16 protein-coding genes are annotated in these 20,447 nt (G+C 74.5%); 4 read left to right on the forward strand and 12 right to left on the reverse strand.

Features of this window, described 5'->3' with window-relative positions; genetic code table 11:
- Positions 1–168: 168 nt before the first annotated feature.
- The 3 genes from ACW69E_RS18835 to ACW69E_RS18845 all read right to left on the reverse strand — a co-directional run bounded on the left by ACW69E_RS18835 (position 169) and on the right by ACW69E_RS18845 (position 2,820).
- Positions 169–1,158 (reverse strand): malate dehydrogenase, encoded by a 990-nt coding sequence (locus ACW69E_RS18835; protein WP_457499430.1) that lies wholly within the window; start codon positions 1,156–1,158, stop codon positions 169–171.
- A gap of 332 nt (positions 1,159–1,490) precedes the next feature.
- On the reverse strand, positions 1,491–1,976 hold the full coding sequence (locus ACW69E_RS18840) for a DUF3017 domain-containing protein (protein ID WP_457499431.1): 486 nt from the start codon (positions 1,974–1,976) through the stop codon (positions 1,491–1,493).
- A complete protein-coding gene (locus ACW69E_RS18845; RefSeq protein ID WP_457499432.1) occupies positions 1,948–2,820 on the reverse strand; it encodes a bifunctional methylenetetrahydrofolate dehydrogenase/methenyltetrahydrofolate cyclohydrolase in 873 nt (290 codons plus the stop codon). Before ACW69E_RS18845 ends, ACW69E_RS18840 begins: the two co-directional genes overlap by 29 nt.
- A gap of 370 nt (positions 2,821–3,190) precedes the next feature.
- Here ACW69E_RS18845 and ACW69E_RS18850 point away from each other — a divergent pair, with 370 nt between their 5' ends.
- Both ACW69E_RS18850 and ACW69E_RS18855 read left to right on the forward strand, forming a co-directional pair.
- Positions 3,191–3,841, forward strand: a complete 651-nt coding sequence (locus ACW69E_RS18850) for an RDD family protein (protein ID WP_457499433.1) — start codon at positions 3,191–3,193, stop codon at positions 3,839–3,841.
- 231 nt (positions 3,842–4,072) lie between these two features.
- On the forward strand, positions 4,073–4,645 hold the full coding sequence (locus tag ACW69E_RS18855) for a hypothetical protein (protein WP_457499434.1): 573 nt from the start codon (positions 4,073–4,075) through the stop codon (positions 4,643–4,645).
- Between the two features lie 88 nt (positions 4,646–4,733).
- On the opposite strand, the gene purH is transcribed toward ACW69E_RS18855, so the two are convergent.
- Both purH and purN read right to left on the reverse strand, forming a co-directional pair.
- Positions 4,734–6,323 carry a bifunctional phosphoribosylaminoimidazolecarboxamide formyltransferase/IMP cyclohydrolase gene (gene purH / locus ACW69E_RS18860; protein ID WP_457499435.1) on the reverse strand — a complete coding sequence of 530 codons (1,590 nt, stop codon included), beginning with the start codon at positions 6,321–6,323 and terminating at the stop codon, positions 4,734–4,736.
- On the reverse strand, positions 6,316–6,969 hold the full coding sequence (gene purN, locus ACW69E_RS18865) for a phosphoribosylglycinamide formyltransferase (RefSeq protein ID WP_457499436.1): 654 nt from the start codon (positions 6,967–6,969) through the stop codon (positions 6,316–6,318). Before purN ends, purH begins: the two co-directional genes overlap by 8 nt.
- Before the next feature lie 276 nt (positions 6,970–7,245).
- Between purN and ACW69E_RS18870 the strand changes: the two genes are divergently transcribed.
- Entirely contained in the window at positions 7,246–8,202 is a 957-nt protein-coding gene (locus ACW69E_RS18870; protein ID WP_457499437.1) for a hypothetical protein, read from the forward strand.
- A gap of 86 nt (positions 8,203–8,288) precedes the next feature.
- On the opposite strand, the gene ACW69E_RS18875 is transcribed toward ACW69E_RS18870, so the two are convergent.
- Positions 8,289–9,674, reverse strand: coding sequence for a cell division protein PerM (locus tag ACW69E_RS18875; protein WP_457499472.1), 1,386 nt, complete (start codon positions 9,672–9,674; stop codon positions 8,289–8,291).
- A 160-nt stretch (positions 9,675–9,834) separates the two neighbouring features.
- Here ACW69E_RS18875 and ACW69E_RS18880 point away from each other — a divergent pair, with 160 nt between their 5' ends.
- On the forward strand, positions 9,835–10,755 hold the full coding sequence (locus ACW69E_RS18880; protein ID WP_457499438.1) for a hypothetical protein: 921 nt from the start codon (positions 9,835–9,837) through the stop codon (positions 10,753–10,755).
- 81 nt (positions 10,756–10,836) lie between these two features.
- Here ACW69E_RS18880 and sucD read toward each other — a convergent pair whose 3' ends face one another.
- The 6 genes from sucD to ACW69E_RS18910 all read right to left on the reverse strand — a co-directional run bounded on the left by sucD (position 10,837) and on the right by ACW69E_RS18910 (position 19,943).
- On the reverse strand, positions 10,837–11,754 hold the full coding sequence (gene sucD, locus ACW69E_RS18885; RefSeq protein ID WP_457499439.1) for a succinate--CoA ligase subunit alpha: 918 nt from the start codon (positions 11,752–11,754) through the stop codon (positions 10,837–10,839).
- Positions 11,755–11,778: 24 nt separating this feature from the next.
- On the reverse strand, positions 11,779–12,951 hold the full coding sequence (sucC, locus tag ACW69E_RS18890; RefSeq protein WP_457499440.1) for an ADP-forming succinate--CoA ligase subunit beta: 1,173 nt from the start codon (positions 12,949–12,951) through the stop codon (positions 11,779–11,781).
- Between the two features lie 294 nt (positions 12,952–13,245).
- Positions 13,246–16,149 carry an NHLP bacteriocin export ABC transporter permease/ATPase subunit gene (locus ACW69E_RS18895; protein ID WP_457499473.1) on the reverse strand — a complete coding sequence of 968 codons (2,904 nt, stop codon included), beginning with the start codon at positions 16,147–16,149 and terminating at the stop codon, positions 13,246–13,248.
- Positions 16,150–16,267: 118 nt separating this feature from the next.
- Entirely contained in the window at positions 16,268–18,385 is a 2,118-nt protein-coding gene (locus tag ACW69E_RS18900; protein ID WP_457499474.1) for an NHLP family bacteriocin export ABC transporter peptidase/permease/ATPase subunit, read from the reverse strand.
- A 257-nt stretch (positions 18,386–18,642) separates the two neighbouring features.
- Positions 18,643–19,449 carry an HlyD family efflux transporter periplasmic adaptor subunit gene (locus ACW69E_RS18905; protein ID WP_457499441.1) on the reverse strand — a complete coding sequence of 269 codons (807 nt, stop codon included), beginning with the start codon at positions 19,447–19,449 and terminating at the stop codon, positions 18,643–18,645.
- Positions 19,450–19,703: 254 nt separating this feature from the next.
- Entirely contained in the window at positions 19,704–19,943 is a 240-nt protein-coding gene (locus tag ACW69E_RS18910; protein WP_457499442.1) for a hypothetical protein, read from the reverse strand.
- Positions 19,944–20,447: the final 504 nt, after the last annotated feature.

Genomic DNA, 20,447 nt, shown 5'->3' on the forward strand with positions numbered 1-20,447 from the left:
TATGGAGGGCATTGCGGGCACTACGCGGCGCATCTGCCCGAGCACAGGGGGGCGGCCCGGTGCCGGAACGCCGCAGGCCCCGGCTCGGAAGAGCCGGGGCCTGCGGGTGCGCGGGCGCTCCGGGGCGGGGCCGGAGCGGGACCGGCGCGGAGTCGGCGCGGGGCCGGATCAGATGAGGCCGAGACCGCGGACGGCCTCGCGCTCCTCCTCCAGCTCCTTCACGGAGGCGTCGATGCGCGTGCGCGAGAACTCGTTGATCTCCAGGCCCTGGACGATCTCGTACTTCCCGCCGGAGCAGGTGACCGGGAAGGAGGAGATCAGGCCCTCGGGGACGCCGTAGGAGCCGTCCGAGGGGATGCCCATGGAGGTCCAGTCGCCCTCCGGGGTGCCGTTGACCCAGGTGTGGATGTGGTCGACGGCGGCGTTGGCGGCGGAGGCGGCCGAGGAGGCGCCCCGGGCCTCGATGATGGCGGCGCCGCGCTTGGCGACGGTCGGGATGAACTCCTCGGCCAGCCACTTCTCGTCGTTCACGGCCTCGGCGGCGTTCTTGCCCGCGACCTCGGCGTGGAAGACGTCCGGGTACTGGGTGGCCGAGTGGTTGCCCCAGATGGTGAGGCGGCGGATCTCCGACACCGGGGTGCCGGTCTTCTTCGCGAGCTGCGACAGGGCCCGGTTGTGGTCCAGGCGGGTCATGGCGGTGAAGCGCTCGGCCGGTACGTCCGGGGCGGCGGCCTGGGCGATCAGGGCGTTGGTGTTGGCCGGGTTGCCCACGACCAGGACCTTGATGTCGTCCGCGGCGTGGTCGTTGATGGCCTTGCCCTGCGGCTTGAAGATGCCGCCGTTGGCCTCCAGCAGGTCGCCGCGCTCCATGCCCTTGGTGCGCGGGCGGGCGCCGACCAGGAGCGCGACGCCTGCGCCGTCGAACGCCTTGTTCGGGTCGTCGGTGATCTCGATGCCGCTGAGCAGCGGGAAGGCGCAGTCGTCCAGCTCCATCGCGGTGCCCTCGGCGGCCTTGAGTCCCTGCGGGATCTCCAGGAGGCGCAGCGCGACCGGCACGTCCGGGCCCAGCAGCTGGCCGGAGGCGATGCGGAACAGCAGCGCGTAGCCGATCTGGCCGGCGGCGCCGGTGACGGTGACATTGACGGGAGTGCGGGTCATGGCGGTCTCCGTTTACCTGACAGTGGCGGCTGGGTCTCCGACGTATCTCTACATCAAGAGACCTGGCGTCAGGCTATCCGACGGCCCCTCCCCGGGGGCAGCCGCCCGCCGGAGGGGGGGAACGGCGGGCGGCCGCGGGGGGACGTACCGCACCCGTGGGGGGTACGGGGATTCGCCTGCCCCGGATTCCCGCCGTCATGCCGTCCGGAATCGGCCAACTCCCGCCGCGCGCGGGTATCCGCGTCCGGAGGCGGCACCGCGGCGGCGAGGCGGCGGATCCGGTGGCGGATCCGGTGGCGGATCCGGTGGTGACGAGGAGGTTCCGGACCCGGTCAGCGGATCGTGAAGTGGACGATGTCCTCCAGGAAGGGGATCTCCAGCACGGGTGCGGGCTGCGCCATCAGCGCCAGCAGCACGATCGCCGTGCCCAGCACCCCGTAGGTGACCACGTCCGTGAAGCGGGAGCGCACCGCGAGCATCCCCACCGACGGCACGGCCCAGCGCAGCACGGCGCCGGCGAGCAGGGACAGGCCGACGGTCAGCAGCCCCGCGCGGAAGTGGCCGAGCGTCACCAGCAGGCCGGCGGCCGCACCGGCCAGCACGCACAGCAGCGGCCACTGCCGCGCGGGCGCGGGGGCGTCCCCGGGGGCCGCCCGCCCGCCGCCCTCGGGCCGGGCGGTGTCACGGGTGATCAGCGGGAACCGCCGGGACGGGCGCCGGCCGGCGCCCGTCCCGGCGGTTCCCCCGGTCTCCCGGGCCTCGGCCCCTCCGGTCCGCCGGGCCCCCGTCTCAGCCGACACGGTCCGCACCCGCGGCATGCTCGGCCGCCTCCACCACGTTGGCCAGCAGCATCGCCCGCGTCATCGGGCCGACGCCGCCCGGGTTCGGCGAGAGCCACCCGGCGACCTCCGCGACGTCCGGGTGCACGTCGCCGGCGATCTTCCCCGTCGCCGCGTCCCGGCTGACGCCCACGTCCAGCACGGCCGCGCCCGGCTTGATGTGCTCGGGGCGGACCAGGTGCGCCGCACCGGCCGCCGCCACCACGATGTCCGCCCGGCGCAGGTGCTCGCCCAGGTCCCGGGTGCCGGTGTGACACAGGGTCACCGTCGCGTTCTCCGAGCGGCGGGTCAGCAGCAGTCCGATGGAGCGGCCGACGGTGATGCCGCGGCCGACGACGGCCACGTCCGCCCCGTCGATCTCCACCTTGTGGCGGCGCAGCAGCTCGACGATGCCGTTGGGGGTGCATGGCAGCGGGGCCCGCTCGTTGAGCACCAGGCGGCCGAGGTTCGTCGGGTGGAGGCCGTCGGCGTCCTTGGCCGGGTCCATCAGCTCCAGGACGCGGTTGGTGTCGATCCCGCGCGGCAGCGGGAGCTGCACGATGTAGCCGGTGCAGGCCGGGTCCTCGTTGAGTTCACGGACGACCGCCTCGACGTCCTCCTGGGAGGCGGTGCCGGGCAGCTCGCGCTGGATGGAGGCGATGCCCACCTGGGCGCAGTCGCGGTGCTTGCCCGCCACGTACTTCTGGCTGCCGACGTCGTCGCCGACCAGGAGCGTGCCCAGGCCGGGCTGGATGCCGCGTGCCTTCAGGGCTTCTACGCGGGCGGCGAGTTCGGTCTTGATCGCGGCTGCGGTGGCCTTGCCGTCGAGAATCTGGGCGGTCATGGGGGCCATCCTCCCGGATACGGGGGCCCGGTCTCCAATCGCGTCCGCACCACGCCGCGCCCTGGGCACGGAGAGTGAGAAGGACGTCGCGGAACGCCTCGCTCCCCCGGCCGGCCGGACCGGAGCGTTGCGGATTCGCCACAGCTCACCGTCTTGTCTGGACAGCATCATCCTCCCCCACCAGCATGGTCGCCGGTGCCGTGCCCGCGGGGGCCGACGGGTGCGGCGCACGGGGGAGGCACGTTCTCGTACGAACCGTTCCTCGCGCAGCGGAGCCGCGGGGGCGCCGCGGTGTTCCTCCGGACGTCCCCTGGACATCCCCCAGGCCCCGACCGTCCCCGTTTCCCGTTCGCTCGTAAGGAAGAAGTTCATGAGCCACCCGCAGGACCCGTACGGCCCGCCGCCGCAGTCCGGTTACGGCCACCCGCAGCAGGGGGTTCCGCCCCAGGGCGCGTACCCCCAGCACCCGCAGTACCCCCAGCAGCCCGGCGGGGCGTACGCCTCCTACTACCCCCAGCAGCCCCACGGCGGCGGCATGCCGCCCTACGCGGGCTGGGGCGCCCGGGTCGGCGCGACCCTGCTGGACGGTCTGATCGTCGGCCTGATCCCCGGGATCCTGATGGCCGTCGGATACGGGCAGTTCCTCGGCGCGGTCATCGACGCGGCCGACAGCTGCCCGATCGGCGACACGATCTGCGCGCAGAACGCGGCCGACGTGCCCGGCAGCGCCTGGCCGCTGATAGCCGTCGGCGCCCTGCTCTCCCTGGCCGGCCAGCTGTGGCTGATCCACAGGGAGGGCAGGACCGGACAGACCCCGGGCAAGAAGGCCCTGAAGATCAGCGTGCTGCGGGAGGCCGACGGGCAGCCGCTCGGCTTCGGCATGGCCTTCGTGCGCAAGCTGGCGCACTTCCTGGACGGCGCGGCCTGCTACATCGGCTACCTGTGGCCGCTGTGGGACGACAAGAAGCAGACCTTCGCCGACAAGGTGATCAAGAGCGTCGTCGTGAAGCGGCAGCAGTAGTCCCGTCCGCCGGTTCCTCCCCCGTTCCGGCACGTCCCCGCGTTCGCCGGGGATGCGCGGGCCGGTACTGGGAAGGGTGCTCCCCGAGGGAGTGGCGCGGCCCGCCCGGCGGGCGCCGCGCGAGGGCGCGGACACCGGGGGCCGTACCGCGGGGGACCGGGGTACGGCCCCCCGGCGTCCGGTCGCCGCACAGACCGCTCGGATGGACCGGAGGAACCGGAGGAGAACGCCATGAGCAGCTCCGACCCGAACACCCCGAACGACCCCTACCGGAAGAACCCGTACGACCGGCCTCCCGGAGGGCAGCCGGGCGGGCACCAGGACCACTACGGCGGCCCGGGGGACCAGCCGCTGGCCCCGCCGCCCGGCCCGATGGGCTCCCCCGCCGGACCGCCCGGGAGGCCGCCCGGGGCGATGCCGGGCAAGGTCAACTCGTCCCGGATGATCTTCTTCATCACCGGCGGACTCCAGGCCCTCTTCTCACTGCTGGCGATCGTCACCTTCGCCGCGGCCGAGGAGGACCTGGAGGAGACCTACGGCGACCTGGGCGTGGGCACCGGGATCTACTACACGCTGTTCGTCTTCTTCCTGATCCACGCGATCGCCGGCATCGTGCTGGCCGTGAAGTTCCCGCAGGGCGGCAACGGGCTGCGGATCTGGGGCATCGCCTGGTCGGCCGTCCTGGTGCTGATCGGCCTGCTCACACTGCCGCTCGGACTGCTGTGGGTGGTGCTCGGCATCGTCTGCATCGTGCTGCTGTCCTCCGCCGAGTCGGTGGCCTGGTTCAACCGCCCGCGGGCCTGAGGGCCCCCGGGTCCTCAGGCCCGCTACGGCGGCCCGGGCACACCGCAGGCCGCGCCCCCGCCGGGGCGCGGCCCAACGTGCGTCCACCTCAGTGGAAGAAGTGCCGGGTGCCCGTGAAGTACATCGTCACACCCGCCTCCTTCGCCGCCTCGACCACCTGCTCGTCGCGGACCGAGCCGCCCGGCTGGACGACCGCCCGCACGCCCGCGTCCGCCAGGACCTGGAAGCCGTCGGGGAAGGGGAAGAAGGCGTCGGAGGCCGCGTAGGAGCCGCGGGCCCGCTCCTCGCCGGCGCGCTGGACGGCGAGCTTGGCGGAGTCCACCCGGTTGACCTGGCCCATGCCGACGCCGACGGTGGCGCCGTCCCTGGCCAGCAGGATCGCGTTGGACTTCACCGCCCGGCAGGCGCGCCAGGCGAAGGCCAGCTCCGCCAGCTCCGCCTCGCCCAGCGCCTCGCCGGTGGCGAGCGTCCAGGCGGCGGGGTCGTCGCCCTCGGCCTGGAGGCGGTCGGCGACCTGGAGCAGCGCGCCGCCGTCGACCGGCTTGTACTCCAGGCGGGCGGCCGGGGCCTGGGGGCAGCGCAGCACGCGGATGTTCTTCTTGCGGGCCAGCACCTCGACGGCGCCGTCCTCGTAGTCCGGCGCCACGATGACCTCGGTGAAGATCTCGGCGACCTGCTCGGCCATGGCCACGGAGACCGGGCGGTTGACGGCGATCACACCGCCGAAGGCGGACAGCGGGTCGCAGGCGTGGGCCTTGCGGTGGGCCTCGGCGACGTCCGCGCCGACGGCGATGCCGCAGGGGTTGGCGTGCTTGATGATCGCCACGCACGGCTCGGCGTGGTCGTGGGCGGCCCGGCGCGCGGCCTCGGTGTCCGTGTAGTTGTTGTAGGACATCTCCTTGCCGTGCAGCTGCTCGGCGCCGGCCAGACCGCCGGTGCCGTCGCTGTAGAGGGCGGCGGCCTGGTGCGGGTTCTCGCCGTAGCGCAGCACGCCGGCGCGCTGGTAGGCGGTGCCGAGGAACTCCGGGAAGCCGGAGTCGTCGGCCGGGGCGTGGTCGGTCGCGAACCAGGAGGCGACGGCCACGTCGTAGGCCGCGGTGTGCGCGAACGCCTCGGCGGCCAGCCGCCTGCGCGTCGCGAGGTCGAAGCCGCCGTCGCCCACGGCCTTCAGCACCTCGCCGTAGCGGCCGGGGTTGACGACGACGGCGACGGAGGGGTGGTTCTTGGCCGCGGCGCGGACCATCGACGGGCCGCCGATGTCGATCTGCTCCACGCACTCGTCCGGGGAGGCGCCGGAGGCGACGGTCTCCCGGAAGGGGTAGAGGTTGACGACGACGAGGTCGAAGGGCTCCACGTCCAGCTCCTCGAGCTGCCTGCGGTGGTCCTCCAGGCGCAGGTCGGCCAGGATGCCCGCGTGCACGCGCGGGTGGAGGGTCTTCACCCGGCCGTCCAGGCACTCGGGGAAGCCGGTCAGCTCCTCGACCCGGGTGACCTCCACGCCCGCGGCGGCGATCCGCGCGGCCGTCGAGCCGGTCGAGACGAGCTTGACGCCCGCCGCGTCCAGGCCGCGGGCCAGCTCCTCCAGTCCCGTCTTGTCGTAGACGCTGACCAGCGCGCGGCGGACGGGCCGCCTGGTGGCCTCGGGGGCCTCGGTGGTGGTCTCGGAGCCTTCAGTCATGACCGAGAATGACCTTTCTTGCCTCGATGCGGTAGCCGTGGCGGGCGATGCGTCGCACCGTGTCGACGAGCAGCCGCCGCTCGACTTCCTTGATCCGCTCGTGGAGCGTGGACTCGTCGTCCTCCTCCCGCACCTCGACCACGCCCTGGGCGATGATCGGGCCGGTGTCGACGCCGTCGTCGACGAAGTGGACGGTGCACCCGGTGACCTTCACGCCGTACGCGAGCGCGTCGCGCACGCCGTGGGCGCCGGGAAAGCTGGGGAGCAGGGCGGGGTGGGTGTTGATCAGGCGCCCGCCGAACCGGGCGAGGAACTCCTTGCCCACGATCTTCATGAAGCCGGCGGAGACCACCAGATCGGGCTCGTGGGCCGCCACCGCCTCGGCCAGCGCGCGGTCCCAGGCGTCCCGGCCGGCGTGGTCGCGCACGCGGCAGACGAAGGTGGGCAGCCCGGCGCGCTCTGCGCGCTCCAGCCCGGCGATGCCGTCGCGGTCGGCCCCGACGGCGACGATCTCGGCGCCGAAGGCGTCCGGCCGCTCCTCGGCGACGGCGTCGAGGAGCGCCTGGAGGTTCGTGCCCGAACCCGATACGAGGACCACGACGCGGGCCGGGGAGTGGGAGGCGAAGGAACGGGAAGCGGAAGCCACGACGAGGCTCTTCTCGGATCTCTCGGTGGGACGGTGCGGCTTTGTACGGTCGTACGAATCCGTGGGGCGGACGAATCCGGGGAACCCTACGAAGCGGCCGACCGTCAGCAACGATACCGGCACACCGGAAGGCCCCCTCGGGACGGGGGGACGGCCGCCCGGTAGCGTCAGGGCCACACATCGGCGAACGGCCCGGGGCCGGGACGACATCTAGGGGAAGACACAGAGCACATGACGGACCGACGACTCCGCGCGGCCCCTGAGAACTCGACCGGGATGACGACCGTTGCCGCCCCGGGCCCGCTCCGGCCGCGGCGCCCCGCCGGCCCGTCCCCCTCCGGCCTGCCCCTCCCCGGCCTGCCTGTCTCCGACTCGCTCTCCGGCGGCCGGCTCGTCCGCGACCGGGATGACGACAACCCCTTCGCCGCGCCGCCCGAGGGCCGCCCCGAGCGGCCCTGGCGTCCGCGCGGGTACCGGGGGTCCGACGCGTCCGGTTCCTCCGGCTCGCCGGACTCCCCGCGAGGCGACGGTGACGGGGACGGCGACGGCCGAGGCGGCGACCGGCCGGAGGGCTCCTCGCCCGACTGGGGCAGCAGGTGGAGCAGCCGCCAGCCGGGCCGTCAGAGCGGCGGCTTCGGCAGCGGTGGCCGTCCGGAGCGGAACGGCGGGCAGGGCGGCGCTCCCGGCGGTATGCGCTGGGACCCGACCGACCCCGTCCAGCGCCGGGCCCGGTACGCCCTGGTCATCGGCGGCTGGGGGCTGATCTTCGCCTTCTTCGGCTTCCCCTGGCTGGCGGTGCCGCTGGGCGCGCTGGCCGTGTACTGGGGCGTCGGCGCCATCCGCGGCAAGCCGGGCACGGGCGGCGGTACGGACGGCGGCGCCGGAGGCACCGGTGCCGGTGCGGAGACCGGCCGGGCGGCCGCCCGGCCGGAGGACGTGGCGGGCACCGACCGTTCCGCCGCTTTGGAGCCCGGCGCGGGCCGGGCGCCCGCCCCCGCCGGCCCGGAGGCCGGCCGCTCGGGCCGGCCGCAGCTGGCGGCGGCGGTGACCGGGCTGGTCACCGGGATCCTCGCGCTGATGGTCATCGCCGCGCAGTTCACCGTCCAGCTCGTCTACCGCGACTACTTCGTCTGTGTCGAGGACGCCCTCACCAGCTCCTCGCGCCAGGCGTGCGAGCGGCATCTGCCCGAGCAGCTGCGCCCGCTGTTCGGTGTTCCCGAACGCGAGGAGTGAGGCGGGGCGCGGTCGCCGATGCCACGGCGTCCGCGACGGGTGCGGGGGAGCTCAGGGACCTCCGGGGGCTTCACGGCCGCCGGAGGTCAGCGCCCGCGGGCCGGGCGCAGCCGCCAGGCCCGCATGACCAGGGCCGCGGGCACCCCCAGGGCGGCCGTCCAGCCCAGCGCCGCGGCCCCGGTGAGCCGCCAGTCCGGGCCGAGGCGGGCCAGCGCCCCAGTGCCCAGCGGGCCGCCCGCGCAGGCGGCCAGCGCCGCCATCGCCACGCCGCAGCCGCAGGCGGCCAGCACGACCGCGCAGGCGGTCGTCCGTCCGTCCAGTACCGCGGGACCTCCCGCGGCGGGTACGGCCGCGCGCGCCACGCACCACGCCGCGAACCCTCCGCCCGCCAGCGGGACCACGAACGCTACGGCCCAGGTCACGGGGGTGCCCGGCCCTTCGGCCGGTGCGGCCGCCAGCAGTGGGAAGTCCGGCAGCGGCGGCAGGCCGGTCACGGCCGCGGGGCGCACCGTGCTGCCTCCCCCGAGCGTGAACCCGGGGCCGAGGCCGTACGCCGCGCCCCAGACGGCCGCGTTGGGCGTCAGGGCCAGGGCCAGCAGCAGGACCGCGGCCAGGCCCGGCCATGTCGGGGCCCACTGCTCCGGCGCCGGGAAGGCGGCCCGCCGGGCTGTGGCCACCTGCCAGAGCAGGGCGCCCGCCGCCAGCAGTGCGCCCCCGGCGCACAGCGCCGCGGCCGACGCGGCGGCGCCGCGCAGGGCGGCCGACGCGGCGGCGCGGGTGAGCACCGACCGCTCCGTCCGCCCGCGCGTCCGGCACGCCCGGCGCAGGAGCCTCGGCGGGGCATCGGGCAGCGGCCGCCCCAGGCCCGTCCACGTCCCCGCCGCCGCGGCCGCGGCCACCACGGCGGGCAGGCGCAGCGCGGCGCCCAGCGGATCGACCCGGATGGGGCCGGAGGCCGCGTAGACGGTGACGGCCGCCGCGACCAGCAGGTACCCGGCGACGATCCAGCACGTGGCACGCCATGCCGCGCCCGTGTCCCCCGCACCGGAGCCCGCACCGGCCCCCCGACCGGCATCACGGTCGGGGACTCGTACGGGGGCTCGTACGGAGGCCGTCCCCCGGACCGCGCCGCGGGCCGTTCGGTGCAGCAGCCACACCGGCACGGCGCACAGCAGCAGGGGCACCAGCCCGACCGGTGCGGGGGAACCGCTGAGGGTTTCGGTACGGACGAGGGGGGCACCGTGTGCCACCAGCCAGAGGTCGGCGGCGATGCGCAGCGCACCGCCGGGACCGTCGTCGGGGTGGGGCGAGGTGATCCACAGCAGCATGACGAGGACCGCGATTCCGCCCAGGCCCAGACCCGCGGCCATCACACCGTCCAGAAGACGGTCGCGGGGAGGGACCGGCGCATGAGGGACGAGCGCGAGGGCATGCGGGGGCGGTGGGGAGGGCGACGCCTCGCGGCGGGTCATGGGATGCACGCCGACATGCTGCCAACAACGCCCGATTCGCCCGGGGAACAGGGAAAAAGTCGATGTGTCGCACACAGTACGCTATGCAGTTTTTTCATACAGTGCGGCGGTATGGCGTCCATACCGCCGCAATCATGACGACCCGTAGGGGGCGGCCAGCATGACCGAGACACTCTCCCTCCCCGCGCCCGCCGAGGACGCGGCCCCGGAGGCCGCCGAGCACGGGGAGCCCGCCGCCGGGCGGTCGTCCGGGCTCGCGGAGACCGCGGACCTCCCCCGCCCGGAGGCGGCGGACGGGCCGGCCGAGGCGTTCGATCTGCTGTACGCGCGCCTGGCCCGGCCGCTGCTGCGCCAGACGTATCTGCTCACCGGAGACCGGGAACCGGCCGTACGGGCCGTACGGCACGCCTTCCGGCAGGCGTGGGAGCGGTGGCCCGAGGTCGCCGTGGACCGGGATCCGGCCGGCTGGGTGCGGACGGCCGCCTACGACCACGCCCTCTCGCCCTGGCACCGGCTGGACCCCCGCCGCCGCGCGGCCCGGAGGGACGGGGCGGTGAACGGGTCGGTGAACGGGTCGGAGGGCGCGCCGGAGAGCGGAAGGCTGCCGCCGGAGGCACTGCTGGACCTGCCGCCCTCCTACCGCCGCACGCTGCTGCTGCACGACGGCCTGGGGCTGGGGCTGTCGGAGACGGCCGCCGAGAGCGAGGCGAGCACCGCCGCCACGGCCGCACGGCTGATGCACGCGCGCGAGGCGCTGGCCGAGTACGTGCCCGGCCTGCGCCGTGTCGCGCCGGACCGGCGCAGGGAGATCATCCGCTCGATGCTGGAGGAGCTGGCGGACGCCGGCTCCCTGCCCGAACTCCCGTCCGCCCGTACGGCGCGCGACGGCAGCGAGCGGACGGCGCGGCTGCGGACGGGCGCCTCGTTCGGGGCGACCGCGCTGGTGGCCGCGGCGGCGGTGCTGGCGTCCCTGGCCGGACCGCAGGCGCACGACTCCGCCCGGCAGGCGCCGCGGGAGGCCAAGGCCCCGGCCGCCTCCGGGTCCTCCACGGGCGGGCAGCAGGACCGGGCGGCCCGCTGAGACCGCCCGGGGACCCCCGAACGGCGCGGGCCCGCACCCCTTTCCAGGGGTGCGGGCCCGCGCCGTGCCGTGCCGGCCGCGTCAGCCGGCGAGCAGCTCGCGCGCCAGACGGGCGGTCTCGGACGGCGTCTTGCCGACCTTCACACCCGCGGCCTCCAGGGCCTCCTTCTTCGCCTGGGCGGTGCCGGAGGAGCCGGAGACGATGGCGCCGGCGTGGCCCATGGTCTTGCCCTCGGGGGCGGTGAAGCCCGCGACGTAGCCGACGACCGGCTTGGTGACGTTGGCCTTGATGAAGTCCGCGGCCCGCTCCTCGGCGTCGCCGCCGATCTCGCCGATCATCACGATCAGGTCGGTGTCGGGGTCGGCCTCGAACGCCTTGAGGGCGTCGATGTGGGTGGTGCCGATGATCGGGTCGCCGCCGATGCCGACGCAGGTCGAGAAGCCGAGGTCGCGCAGCTCGTACATCATCTGGTACGTCAGCGTGCCGGACTTCGAGACCAGGCCGATGCGGCCCGGCTTGGTGATGTCGGCCGGGATGATGCCCGCGTTGGACTGGCCGGGGGTGATCAGGCCGGGGCAGTTCGGGCCGATGATGCGGGTCTTGTTGCCCTTGGAGCCCGCGTAGGCCCAGAACTCGGCGGTGTCGTGGACGGCGATGCCCTCGGTGATCACCACGGCGAGCGGGATCTCGGCGTCGATCGCCTCGATGACCGCGCTCTTGGTGAACTTCTCCGGGACGAAGACGACGGTGACGTCGGCGCCGGTGGCCTCCATGGCCTCCTTGACCGTGCCGAAGACCGGCACCGAGGTGGGGGTACCTCCCGCGCCGCCAGGCGCAGGGGGCCCGTCGAAGTCGACGCTCGTGCCCGCCTTGCGCGGGTTGACGCCGCCGACGATGTTGGTGCCGGAGGCCAGCATGCGCCGGGTGTGCTTCTGGCCCTCGGAGCCGGTCATCCCCTGGACGATGACCTTGCTCTCCTTGGTGAGGAAGATAGCCATTGTTGTCGGTGTCCTCGTCCTTCGTTACTTCGCGGCCAGCTCGGCGGCACGCTCGGCCGCGCCGTCCATGGTGTCCACCTGCTGCACCAGCGGGTGGTCGGCGTCGTTCAGGATCTTGCGGCCCAGCTCCGCGTTGTTGCCGTCCAGGCGCACCACCAGCGGCTTGGAGACGTCCTCGCCCTTGGACTTCAGCAGCTCCAGGGCCTGCACGATGCCGTTGGCGACGGCGTCGCAGGCGGTGATGCCGCCGAAGACGTTGACGAAGACGGACTTGACGTCCGGGTCGCCGAGGATGATCTCCAGGCCGTTGGCCATGACCTCGGCGGAGGCGCCGCCGCCGATGTCGAGGAAGTTGGCGGGCTTGACGCCGCCGTGGTTCTCACCGGCGTAGGCCACGACGTCCAGGGTGCTCATGACAAGGCCCGCGCCGTTGCCGATGATGCCGACCTGGCCGTCGAGCTTGACGTAGTTCAGGCCCTTGGCCTTGGCGGCGGCCTCCAGCGGGTCGGCCGCGGCCTTGTCCTCCAGGGCGGCGTGGTCCGGCTGGCGGAACTCGGCGCCCGCGTCCAGGGACACCTTGCCGTCCAGCGCGATGATCCGGCCGTCGCCGGTCTTGACCAGCGGGTTCACCTCGACGAGGAGGGCGTCCTCCTTGACGAAGACGTCCCACAGCTTCCGCACGGCGTCGACGATCGCGTCGGCGACGTCGGCCGGGAACCTCGCGGCCTCGACGATCTCGCGGGCCTTGGCCTCGGTGACGCCCTCGACGGCGTCCACCGGGATCTTGGCCAGGGCCTCGGGCTTGGTGGCCGCGACCTCCTCGATGTCCATGCCGCCCTCGACGGACGCCATCGCGAGGAAGGTGCGGTTGGCGCGGTCCAGCAGGAAGGAGACGTAGTACTCCTCCGCGATGTCCGCGGTCTGGGCCAGCATCACCTTGTGAACGGTGTGGCCCTTGATGTCCATGCCCAGGATCTGGCGGGCCTTCTCGACGGCGTCGTCCGGGTCGGAGGCCAGCTTCACACCGCCGGCCTTGCCCCGGCCGCCGGTCTTGACCTGCGCCTTGACGACCGCGCGACCGCCGAGTCGCTCGGTCACCTCGCGCGCCGCCTCGGGCGTGTCGATGACTTCACCGGCCAGCACCGGTACGTCATGCTTGGCGAAGAGATCCCTCGCCTGGTACTCGAACAGGTCCACGCGCGTCCGTCCCTAGTTGTGGTGTCGCGGTTCGTTGTCAGCGTGGGCGTGCCGCGTGGCCGCGGCGTCTGCGGAGCGCGCGGCATGTCCGCCTTGCAGGTTAGTCCCGTCGGTGTGCCCGGCATAAATCGCAGCTCACACCCGTGCGGTGACAACCGTCACAGACACCGTCCTCCCGGCCCGGGTATGAGGCGCCGCGGCGGTACGGGCCCCGGCCGGCCGCCGGGGCCGTCCGGGCGGGGTTCCGGGCGGGTTCCGGACGGGCCTCCCGGCAGGGGCCGGGACCGGGCCGGGTCAGCCGAGCTGGCGGCGGACCAGCTCGTGGAAGAGGCCGCCGGTGTCGGCGAGCAGGTCCGCGGGAGCCCCCTGCTGCACCACCCGGCCGTCCGACATGACGATCACCCGGTCGGCGTCCATGACGGTCGACAGCCGGTGGGCGATGACGACGCGGGTGCAGCGCAGGGCGCGGGTGGAGGCCATGACCACGCTCTGCGCCTCGTTGTCCAGCGCGCTGGTGGCCTCGTCCAGGAAGAGGACGCGCGGCCTGCGGATCAGCGCCTGGGCGATCATCAGCCGCTGGCGCTGGCCGCCGGAGATGGTGCCGCCGCCGTCCGACAGCATGGTGTGCATGCCCATGGGCATGGCCTTGATGTCCTCGGCCAGACCGGCCATCGCGGCCGCCTCCCACGCCTCCTCCGGCGTGAACGGCTCGGCGCCGCGGATGCACTCCAGGATCGAGCCGGTCAGCGGCTGGGCGTTCTGCAGGACGACGCCGCACTGGCGGCGCACGGCCGTCCGGTCCAGGGCCGCCAGGTCCTGGCCGTCGTAGAGCACACTGCCGGAGACCGGCCGGTCGAAGCCGATGAGCAGCCGCAGCAGCGTCGACTTGCCGCAGCCGCTGGCCCCGACGATCGCGACGAACTCGCCCGGCCCGATCCTCAGGTCCACGCCGTCCAGGACCGGCGGGCCGTCGTCGCCGTAGCGGTAGGTCAGCTGCCGGGCCTCGACGGCGCCGCTCAGCTCGCCCGGCGGCACACTGCCGCCGTCCACCTCCGGCAGCTCGTTCAGGATCGGCCTGACCTGCTCGAACATCGGCAGCACCGCGGCGGCCGAGATCAGCGCGCCGGTCAGCTGGGTGGCCGAGGACAGCATCAGCGTCACGGCGGTGTTGAAGGTGAGGAACTCCGCGGCGGACATGCTGCCGCGGGCCGGTCCGGCCAGCAGCATGAACATCGCCAGCGTGCACAGCGGCAGGTAGACCGCGTTGAGGACGGAGACGGCGTTCCTGATCCGGCCGATGCGCCGCTGGAGCTCGCGGGTACGGGCGAACTCCCGCGCCCAGGCGGCGTAGGCGAAGCTCTCGGCCGCGGCGACACGCAGCTTGGGCAGTCCGCGCAGGGTCTGGAAGGCGCGGTTGTCCAGCTTGAGCCCGAGCTTCACCAGCTGCCGCTGGTAGCGCAGCTGCCACAGCCCCAGCGCCAGGAAGACCGCGGCGACGACCAGCAGCAGGGCGATCGCCGCCAGCGCCAGCGGCACGCTGTAGACCAGCAGCAGGACGAGGTTGACCGCGCCCACGGTGGTCGCCTGCAGGGCCACCGTGCTGATGCCGGAGAGCACCCGGCGGATGGCGCCGACGCCCATGGCCGCGCCGGCCAGCTCGCCGGTGGAGCGGCCCGTGAAGAACGTCGTCGGCAGCCGCAGCAGCCGGTCCCACACGGCGGGCTGGAGCGTCGCCTCGATACGGCCCTCCAGCCGCAGGACGGCGGTGTTCTGCATCAGCATGAAGGCGGCCGAGACGACGCCCGCGGCGATGAGCGCCAGGGCCGTCTGCACGATGAGCCCGGTCTCGCCGCCGGGCACGTACTCGCCGAGCACCTTGCCGGTGGCGATGGGCACCAGTGCGCCCAGGCCGACGGCGACCAGGCCGCCCAGGGCCAGGTCGCGCAGCTCGGCGCGGGTGCCGCGCACGCTGAAGCGCAGCAGTCCGGGCAGGCCCAGCGGGCGGTCGGGCAGCGGGCGGTAGAACATCACGGCACGCGGCTCGAAGCGGGCCGCGTTGGAGCTGCCGACGCGTTCGCGTTCGCCGGTGGCCGGGTCCACCGCCTCGTAGCCGCCGCGCCGCCACAGCAGCGCCACGGGCGTGCCCTCCCCGGACTCCGGCCCCGCCGGGCCCCGGGTGCGGCGGCCGACCAGGGGGCCGCTGTCCTCGCGCCACCAGCGTCCGGTGAGCCTGACGGTGCGGGTGCGCACGCCGGAGGCGATCGCGATGCGCTCGACCGGGTCCGTGCGCTCGGGGACGGCGTCCGCCCCGCCCGCGCCGCCCGGCTCGGTCAGGGTGATGCCGGCCCGCCCGGCCACCAGCCGGCAGACGGCGAGGACCGCGTCGTCGCCCGCGCGGCGCCGGGGGGTGCGTCCGGGGCGGCCGATGGAGGCCAGCAGCGCCTGGTCCGCCTGGGTGCGGGCGGCCTCGCCGGCCTCGATGCCGGCCGCGGTGCGGTCCTCGTGGGTGCGTTCCAGCTCCTCGATCCAGCGGTCCAGGGCGTACAGCAGCCGGTACTGCTGGTCGACCATGCCCTGCCACATCGCCGTGTCGACCAGCAGCGTGCCCGCGGCCTCCGCCTGGTAGGCGGCGCCGTACAGCACGCTGCCGGGGGCGACGTGCATCCACAGGACGTCGTCGTCGGCCGGGGGCCCGTGCCCGTCGGTGGGGGCGGGGCCGTCCAGCGGCGCCTCGTAGAGCACCCGCAGGCCGCGGCCGATGCCGAGCGCGAACGCCTGCTCCAGCGGGCTGAGCCGGCCGGGGGCCCCGTCCCACGGGCCGGCTGCGCCGCTCCCCCGGCCGTCGGCCGCGGTGCCCGCTCCGGCCCACTGGCCCGCCGTCCACTGCCCGGTGTCCCAGCCGTCCCCGTTCCACGAGGGTGCGGCCCGGGCGGGGTGGGGCAGCTCCCGCAGCTCGACGCGGTGCAGCCGGCAGCCCTCCAGGGGGCGGCCGACCAGGGTGTGCTCGAGGCCCTCGACCGGGCCCAGCAGCAGCGTGCCCGCCTCCAGCCGGCCCAGGAAGTGCCAGTGGCCCGAGCTCGCCGAGCCGACGGCGAACAGGTCCAGGGCCCCGTCCACGACGAGCCACAGCACGTGCGGGCCCTCCAGGGACAGGCTGCGCACGCCGGCGCAGCCGACCGCCGTGCCCAGACCGCCCAGGGCCGCGACGACGGGGTCGGCGTGCTGGGCATGGGGGGCGTGCGGGGTGTGCTGGGCACGGGGGGCGCGCGGGGTGTGCGGGATGTCGGGGACGTACGGGAGGTGGGGGGTCGTCAACTCAGTGCTCCCTGACCAGTTCGGCGTACGGCCCGCCGGCCGCGACCAGGTCCTCGTGGCGGCCGCGCTCCACGACCGCGCCCCGGTCGAGCACGACGATCTCGTCGCTGTCGCGCACCGTGCTCAGGCGGTGGGCGATCACCACGCAGGCGCAGCCGCGCCGCCGCAGGTTGTCGATGATGGTCTGCTCGGTCACCGCGTCCAGCGCGCTGGTCACCTCGTCCAGGACCAGGACGCTGGGGCGGCGCACCAGCGCCCGGGCGATCTCCAGCCGCTGGCGCTGGCCGCCGGAGAGGTTGCGGCCGCCCTGCTCGACCCGGCTGTGGATGCCGCCGGGGCGGCGGGCGACCACGTCGTACACGGCGGCGTCCTTCAGGGCCGCGACGACGGCCTCGTCCGGGATGGAGGGGTCCCACAGCGCGACGTTGTCGCGGACGGTGCCCTCGAAGAGGAAGACGTCCTGGTCGACGAAGGACACCGAAGCCGCCAGCGCGCCGCGCGGGATGTCCTCCAGCCGCATCCCGTCGATGCGGACGGCCCCCTCCCAGGGGGTGTGCAGGCCGGAGATCAGCCGGGAGACGGTGGACTTGCCGCTGCCGGAGCCGCCGACGAGCGCGACCTGCCGGCCGGGGCCGACGGTGAGCGAGAAGCCCTTCAGCAGCGGCGGGTCCAGGGGGCTGTAGCCGAAGGTGATGTCCTCCAGCTCCACATGGCCCGTCAGGCGCCGGGTGCTGGGGACGGGCTCACGCCGCGTGTAGAGCGGGTCGACGGGGAAGTTCTCCACGTCCCGCAGGCGGGCGACATCGGCCGCGAAGTCCTGGATCCGGCCCGCCACCCCGTTGAGGCGGGTGATCGGCGCGGTGAAGCTGGTCATCAGGGTCTGGAAGGCGACGAGCAGACCGACCGTCAGATGCCCCTCGACCGCCCGCAGGCCGCCGATCATCAGGATCAGCGCGCTGTTGAGCGTGGCCAGCACGGGCGCGGCGACCGCCAGCCACGCGCTGGGCACGCCCAGCCGCTGCTGCACGTCGAGGGTGGCCGCGTGCTGACCGGCCCAGCGGCGGAAGAAGCCCTGCTCGCCGCCGGTGGCCTTCATGGTCTCGATGAGCTGGAGGCCGCTGTAGGAGGTGTTGGTCAGCCGGGCGAGGTCGGCGCGCAGCTTCTGGGTGCCGGTGGAGCGCAGATGGAGCACGACGCGCATGGCCACCACGTTGAGCAGGGCCACGCCGACCCCGACGACGGTCAGCTGCGGGTCGTAGGTCCACAGCAGCGCCGCGTAGAGCACGACCACCACGGCGTCCACGCCCGCGGCGGCCAGGTCGCGGGCGAGGGTCTCGGCGACCGTGTCGTTGGACTGCAGCCGCTGGACGAGGTCGGCGGGGTTGCGCTGGGTGAAGAAGGACACCGGCAGGCGCAGCAGGTGCCGGAAGAAGCGGGCACTGGCCAGGGTGGAGGAGATGATGTGCCCGCGCAGCAGGTTGGCCTGCTGGATCCCGGTGAGGACGGCGGTGAGCGCCAGGGCGGCCGCCATCGACGCGAAGAGCACGCCCAGCAGCGAGGACTGCCCCCCGATGAGGAACATGTCGATGTAGGTGCGGCTCAGCGCGGGCACCGTCGCGCCGACGGCCACCAGCAGCAGGCTGGCGAGCACGGCCGCCAGCAGGGTGCCGCGGGTGCCGCGCAGCCGGGCGGGCATGGCGCCCAGGACGCCGGGCCTGCGGCCGCCGCCGCGGAAGCCCGCGTCGGGCTCGAAGGTGAGGACGACGCCGGTGAAACTGGTGTCGAACTCCTCCAGGGGGACGAACCGCCGCCCCTTGCCGGGGTCGTTGACGTACACGCCGCGGCGGCCCAGGCGGCGGCCCATGCCGTCGTAGACGACGTAGTGGTTGAACTCCCAGAACAGGATGGCCGGTCCGCGCAGTCCGGCGAGCGCCGCGAGGTCCATCTGCATGCCCTTGGCCCGCAGCCCGTAGCCGCGGGCGGCCTTGAGGATGTTGCCGGCCCGGGAGCCGTCGCGGGAGACGCCGCAGGCGATGCGCAGCTCCTCCAGGGGGACGAAGCGGCCGTGGTGGCCGAGCACCATGGCCAGCGCGGCGGCGCCGCACTCGACCGCCTCCATCTGGAGCACGGTGGGGGTGCGGACGGCCCTGGGGGTCCTGCCGCGTACGGCCGCCCCCGGTGCGGCGGCCCGGCCGCGCGGGGCGCGGCGGGAGCCGCCCCCGCCGCGGGCGTTGCCGTGGCCGCTGCCACGGCCGTTGCCGCGGCGGCCGCCGTTTCCGCGGCGGTGGCCGGGGGGTGGGAGCCGGACGGGCTGTTGTGCCGCCGGTGCGGACGGGGCGGGCTCGTGTGCGGCCGGGGCCGGTTCGTGCGGGGCGGTCAAGGGAGGAGCCAATCGACGGGGCGCTGCGCCGGAAGGCGGATGGCGCCGGTGACCGGTGTCCTGGATTCGAGGGCGTGCGGTGGGCCGTCGCCCGAGGACCAGAGGTAGCCGGAGCCGGTGGTGGAGGAGGGCTCCAGCTCCACCAGCACCGCCACCGGGCTGCCCTGCCGGGCGAACCGGGCGGCGAGTTCGGCGTCACCCAGGAAGGCGGCGATCCGCCGCTCCGTCTGGGGCGCCCGCCCCACCTGCCCGACCCGGCCGCGCAGTACGCCGAACTCCTCCTGGGGGGCGGACTGGACCTCAAGCTCGACCCGGGCGCCCTCGGTGACCGCCGCACCGCTGTCGCCGGGGACGTACAGCACGGCCACCAGCGGGTCGTCCGGGTCGTCCACGCGTTCCACGGTCGCCACGTCCGCGCCGGTCCTGACGACCGAGCCCACTCCGGCGACCAGGGCCGTCAGCCGGCCGCCGGCCACCGCGCGTACGGCCCGGTCGCCCTGTGCCGTGCGGACCCTGAGCAGGGGCGCGTCCGGGCGCAGCAGTTCGCCCTCCTCGGCGAGGACCTCGGTGATCTGGCCGGAGACCGGGCTCTGCAGCGTGTAACTGCCTCCGGGGCGGGCGAGGAGGCCGGGGGCGTCCAGTTTGGCGGACACCGAGCCGTTGACGGCCCACAGGCCGGCGACGGCCATGACCACGACCGTGACGGCCAGGGCGAGCCGGCCCTGGGGGCGCGCGAAGCGCACGGGCAGGTCGAGTTCCTCCGGCGACTGCAGCTTGGAGAGCGCCTTCTTCCGGAACTGCACGGGCTGCCTCCTTCGACTGCGTTCCTCGGGGGCGGGTACCGCGGTAGCCCCGGCACACGGGGCGGGCCGGGGCGCGGACGCGGGCGGACGGCGGCGCGGGGTGGTGGCGCGGGGCGCCTCCGGCGGGGCCCGGGCGGACAGCCGTGAACCCCGGAACCAGGGGGAGCTCCGGGGTTCGGTGCGGCCTCACGGCGCGTACGCGCACCTGCGGGGCCTCACGGCGCACGGGCCGGCGGCCCGTGCGGACGCCGCTGTCAGAGACCGGCGATGTTGGCCTCGGTCTGGACGCCGGTGACGCCGGAGACGCTGCCCGGGAGCGAGCCGGCGACGCCGGTCGCGGCCTGGACGGTGTTGAGGGAGGACACGGCGCCCACGACGCCGGAGACGTCGCTGAGGACGGCGCCGGCCACGCCGCCGGAGATGCTGACGACGCCGCCGGAGACGCCGTCCAGCTCGGCGTCGTCGATCTCGCGGGTCTCGAGGTGCTCGCGCATGGCGTGTTTTCCCTTCGTTCGCGGAGGAGTTTCCGGGTGGCGTGGGGCGGGCCGGCGGAAAACGCGACCCGGCCACCCCCATGACGGTCCGGCAGCCGAAAACCGGTCACCGTTCATATGACCGCCGTGGTGCGGACGATGAAAACACGCGATCGGCTGACCTGGCCAATCCCTCCGGAATCTCTTGCCGCACAGCATCTCCGACCGGGCGATCGACGTACCTTTTCGGCCACCGGACGGTTTCACGTCCTCCATGAAACGGAGAGAATGCGCCGCACGGATCACGGTTTCCGCAGGATACACCAGGACATTCCGCCCACCGCGCCGGATAAGGCATTCCGGACATGTCAAGCGACGGCGACATGGGGGAATCACCGCCCGCCCACCGTGTGAAAGTTCTACGGGTGCGGTGCGGGACTTCGTCCCGGCCGCGCCGGCCGCCGCTTTCGACCCTGACGCCCGCCGCGGAACGGAAGGGCCCGAAAAGGCCGGGGAATCGCTTTC

The organism is Streptomyces sp. SS8, from assembly GCF_054072955.1.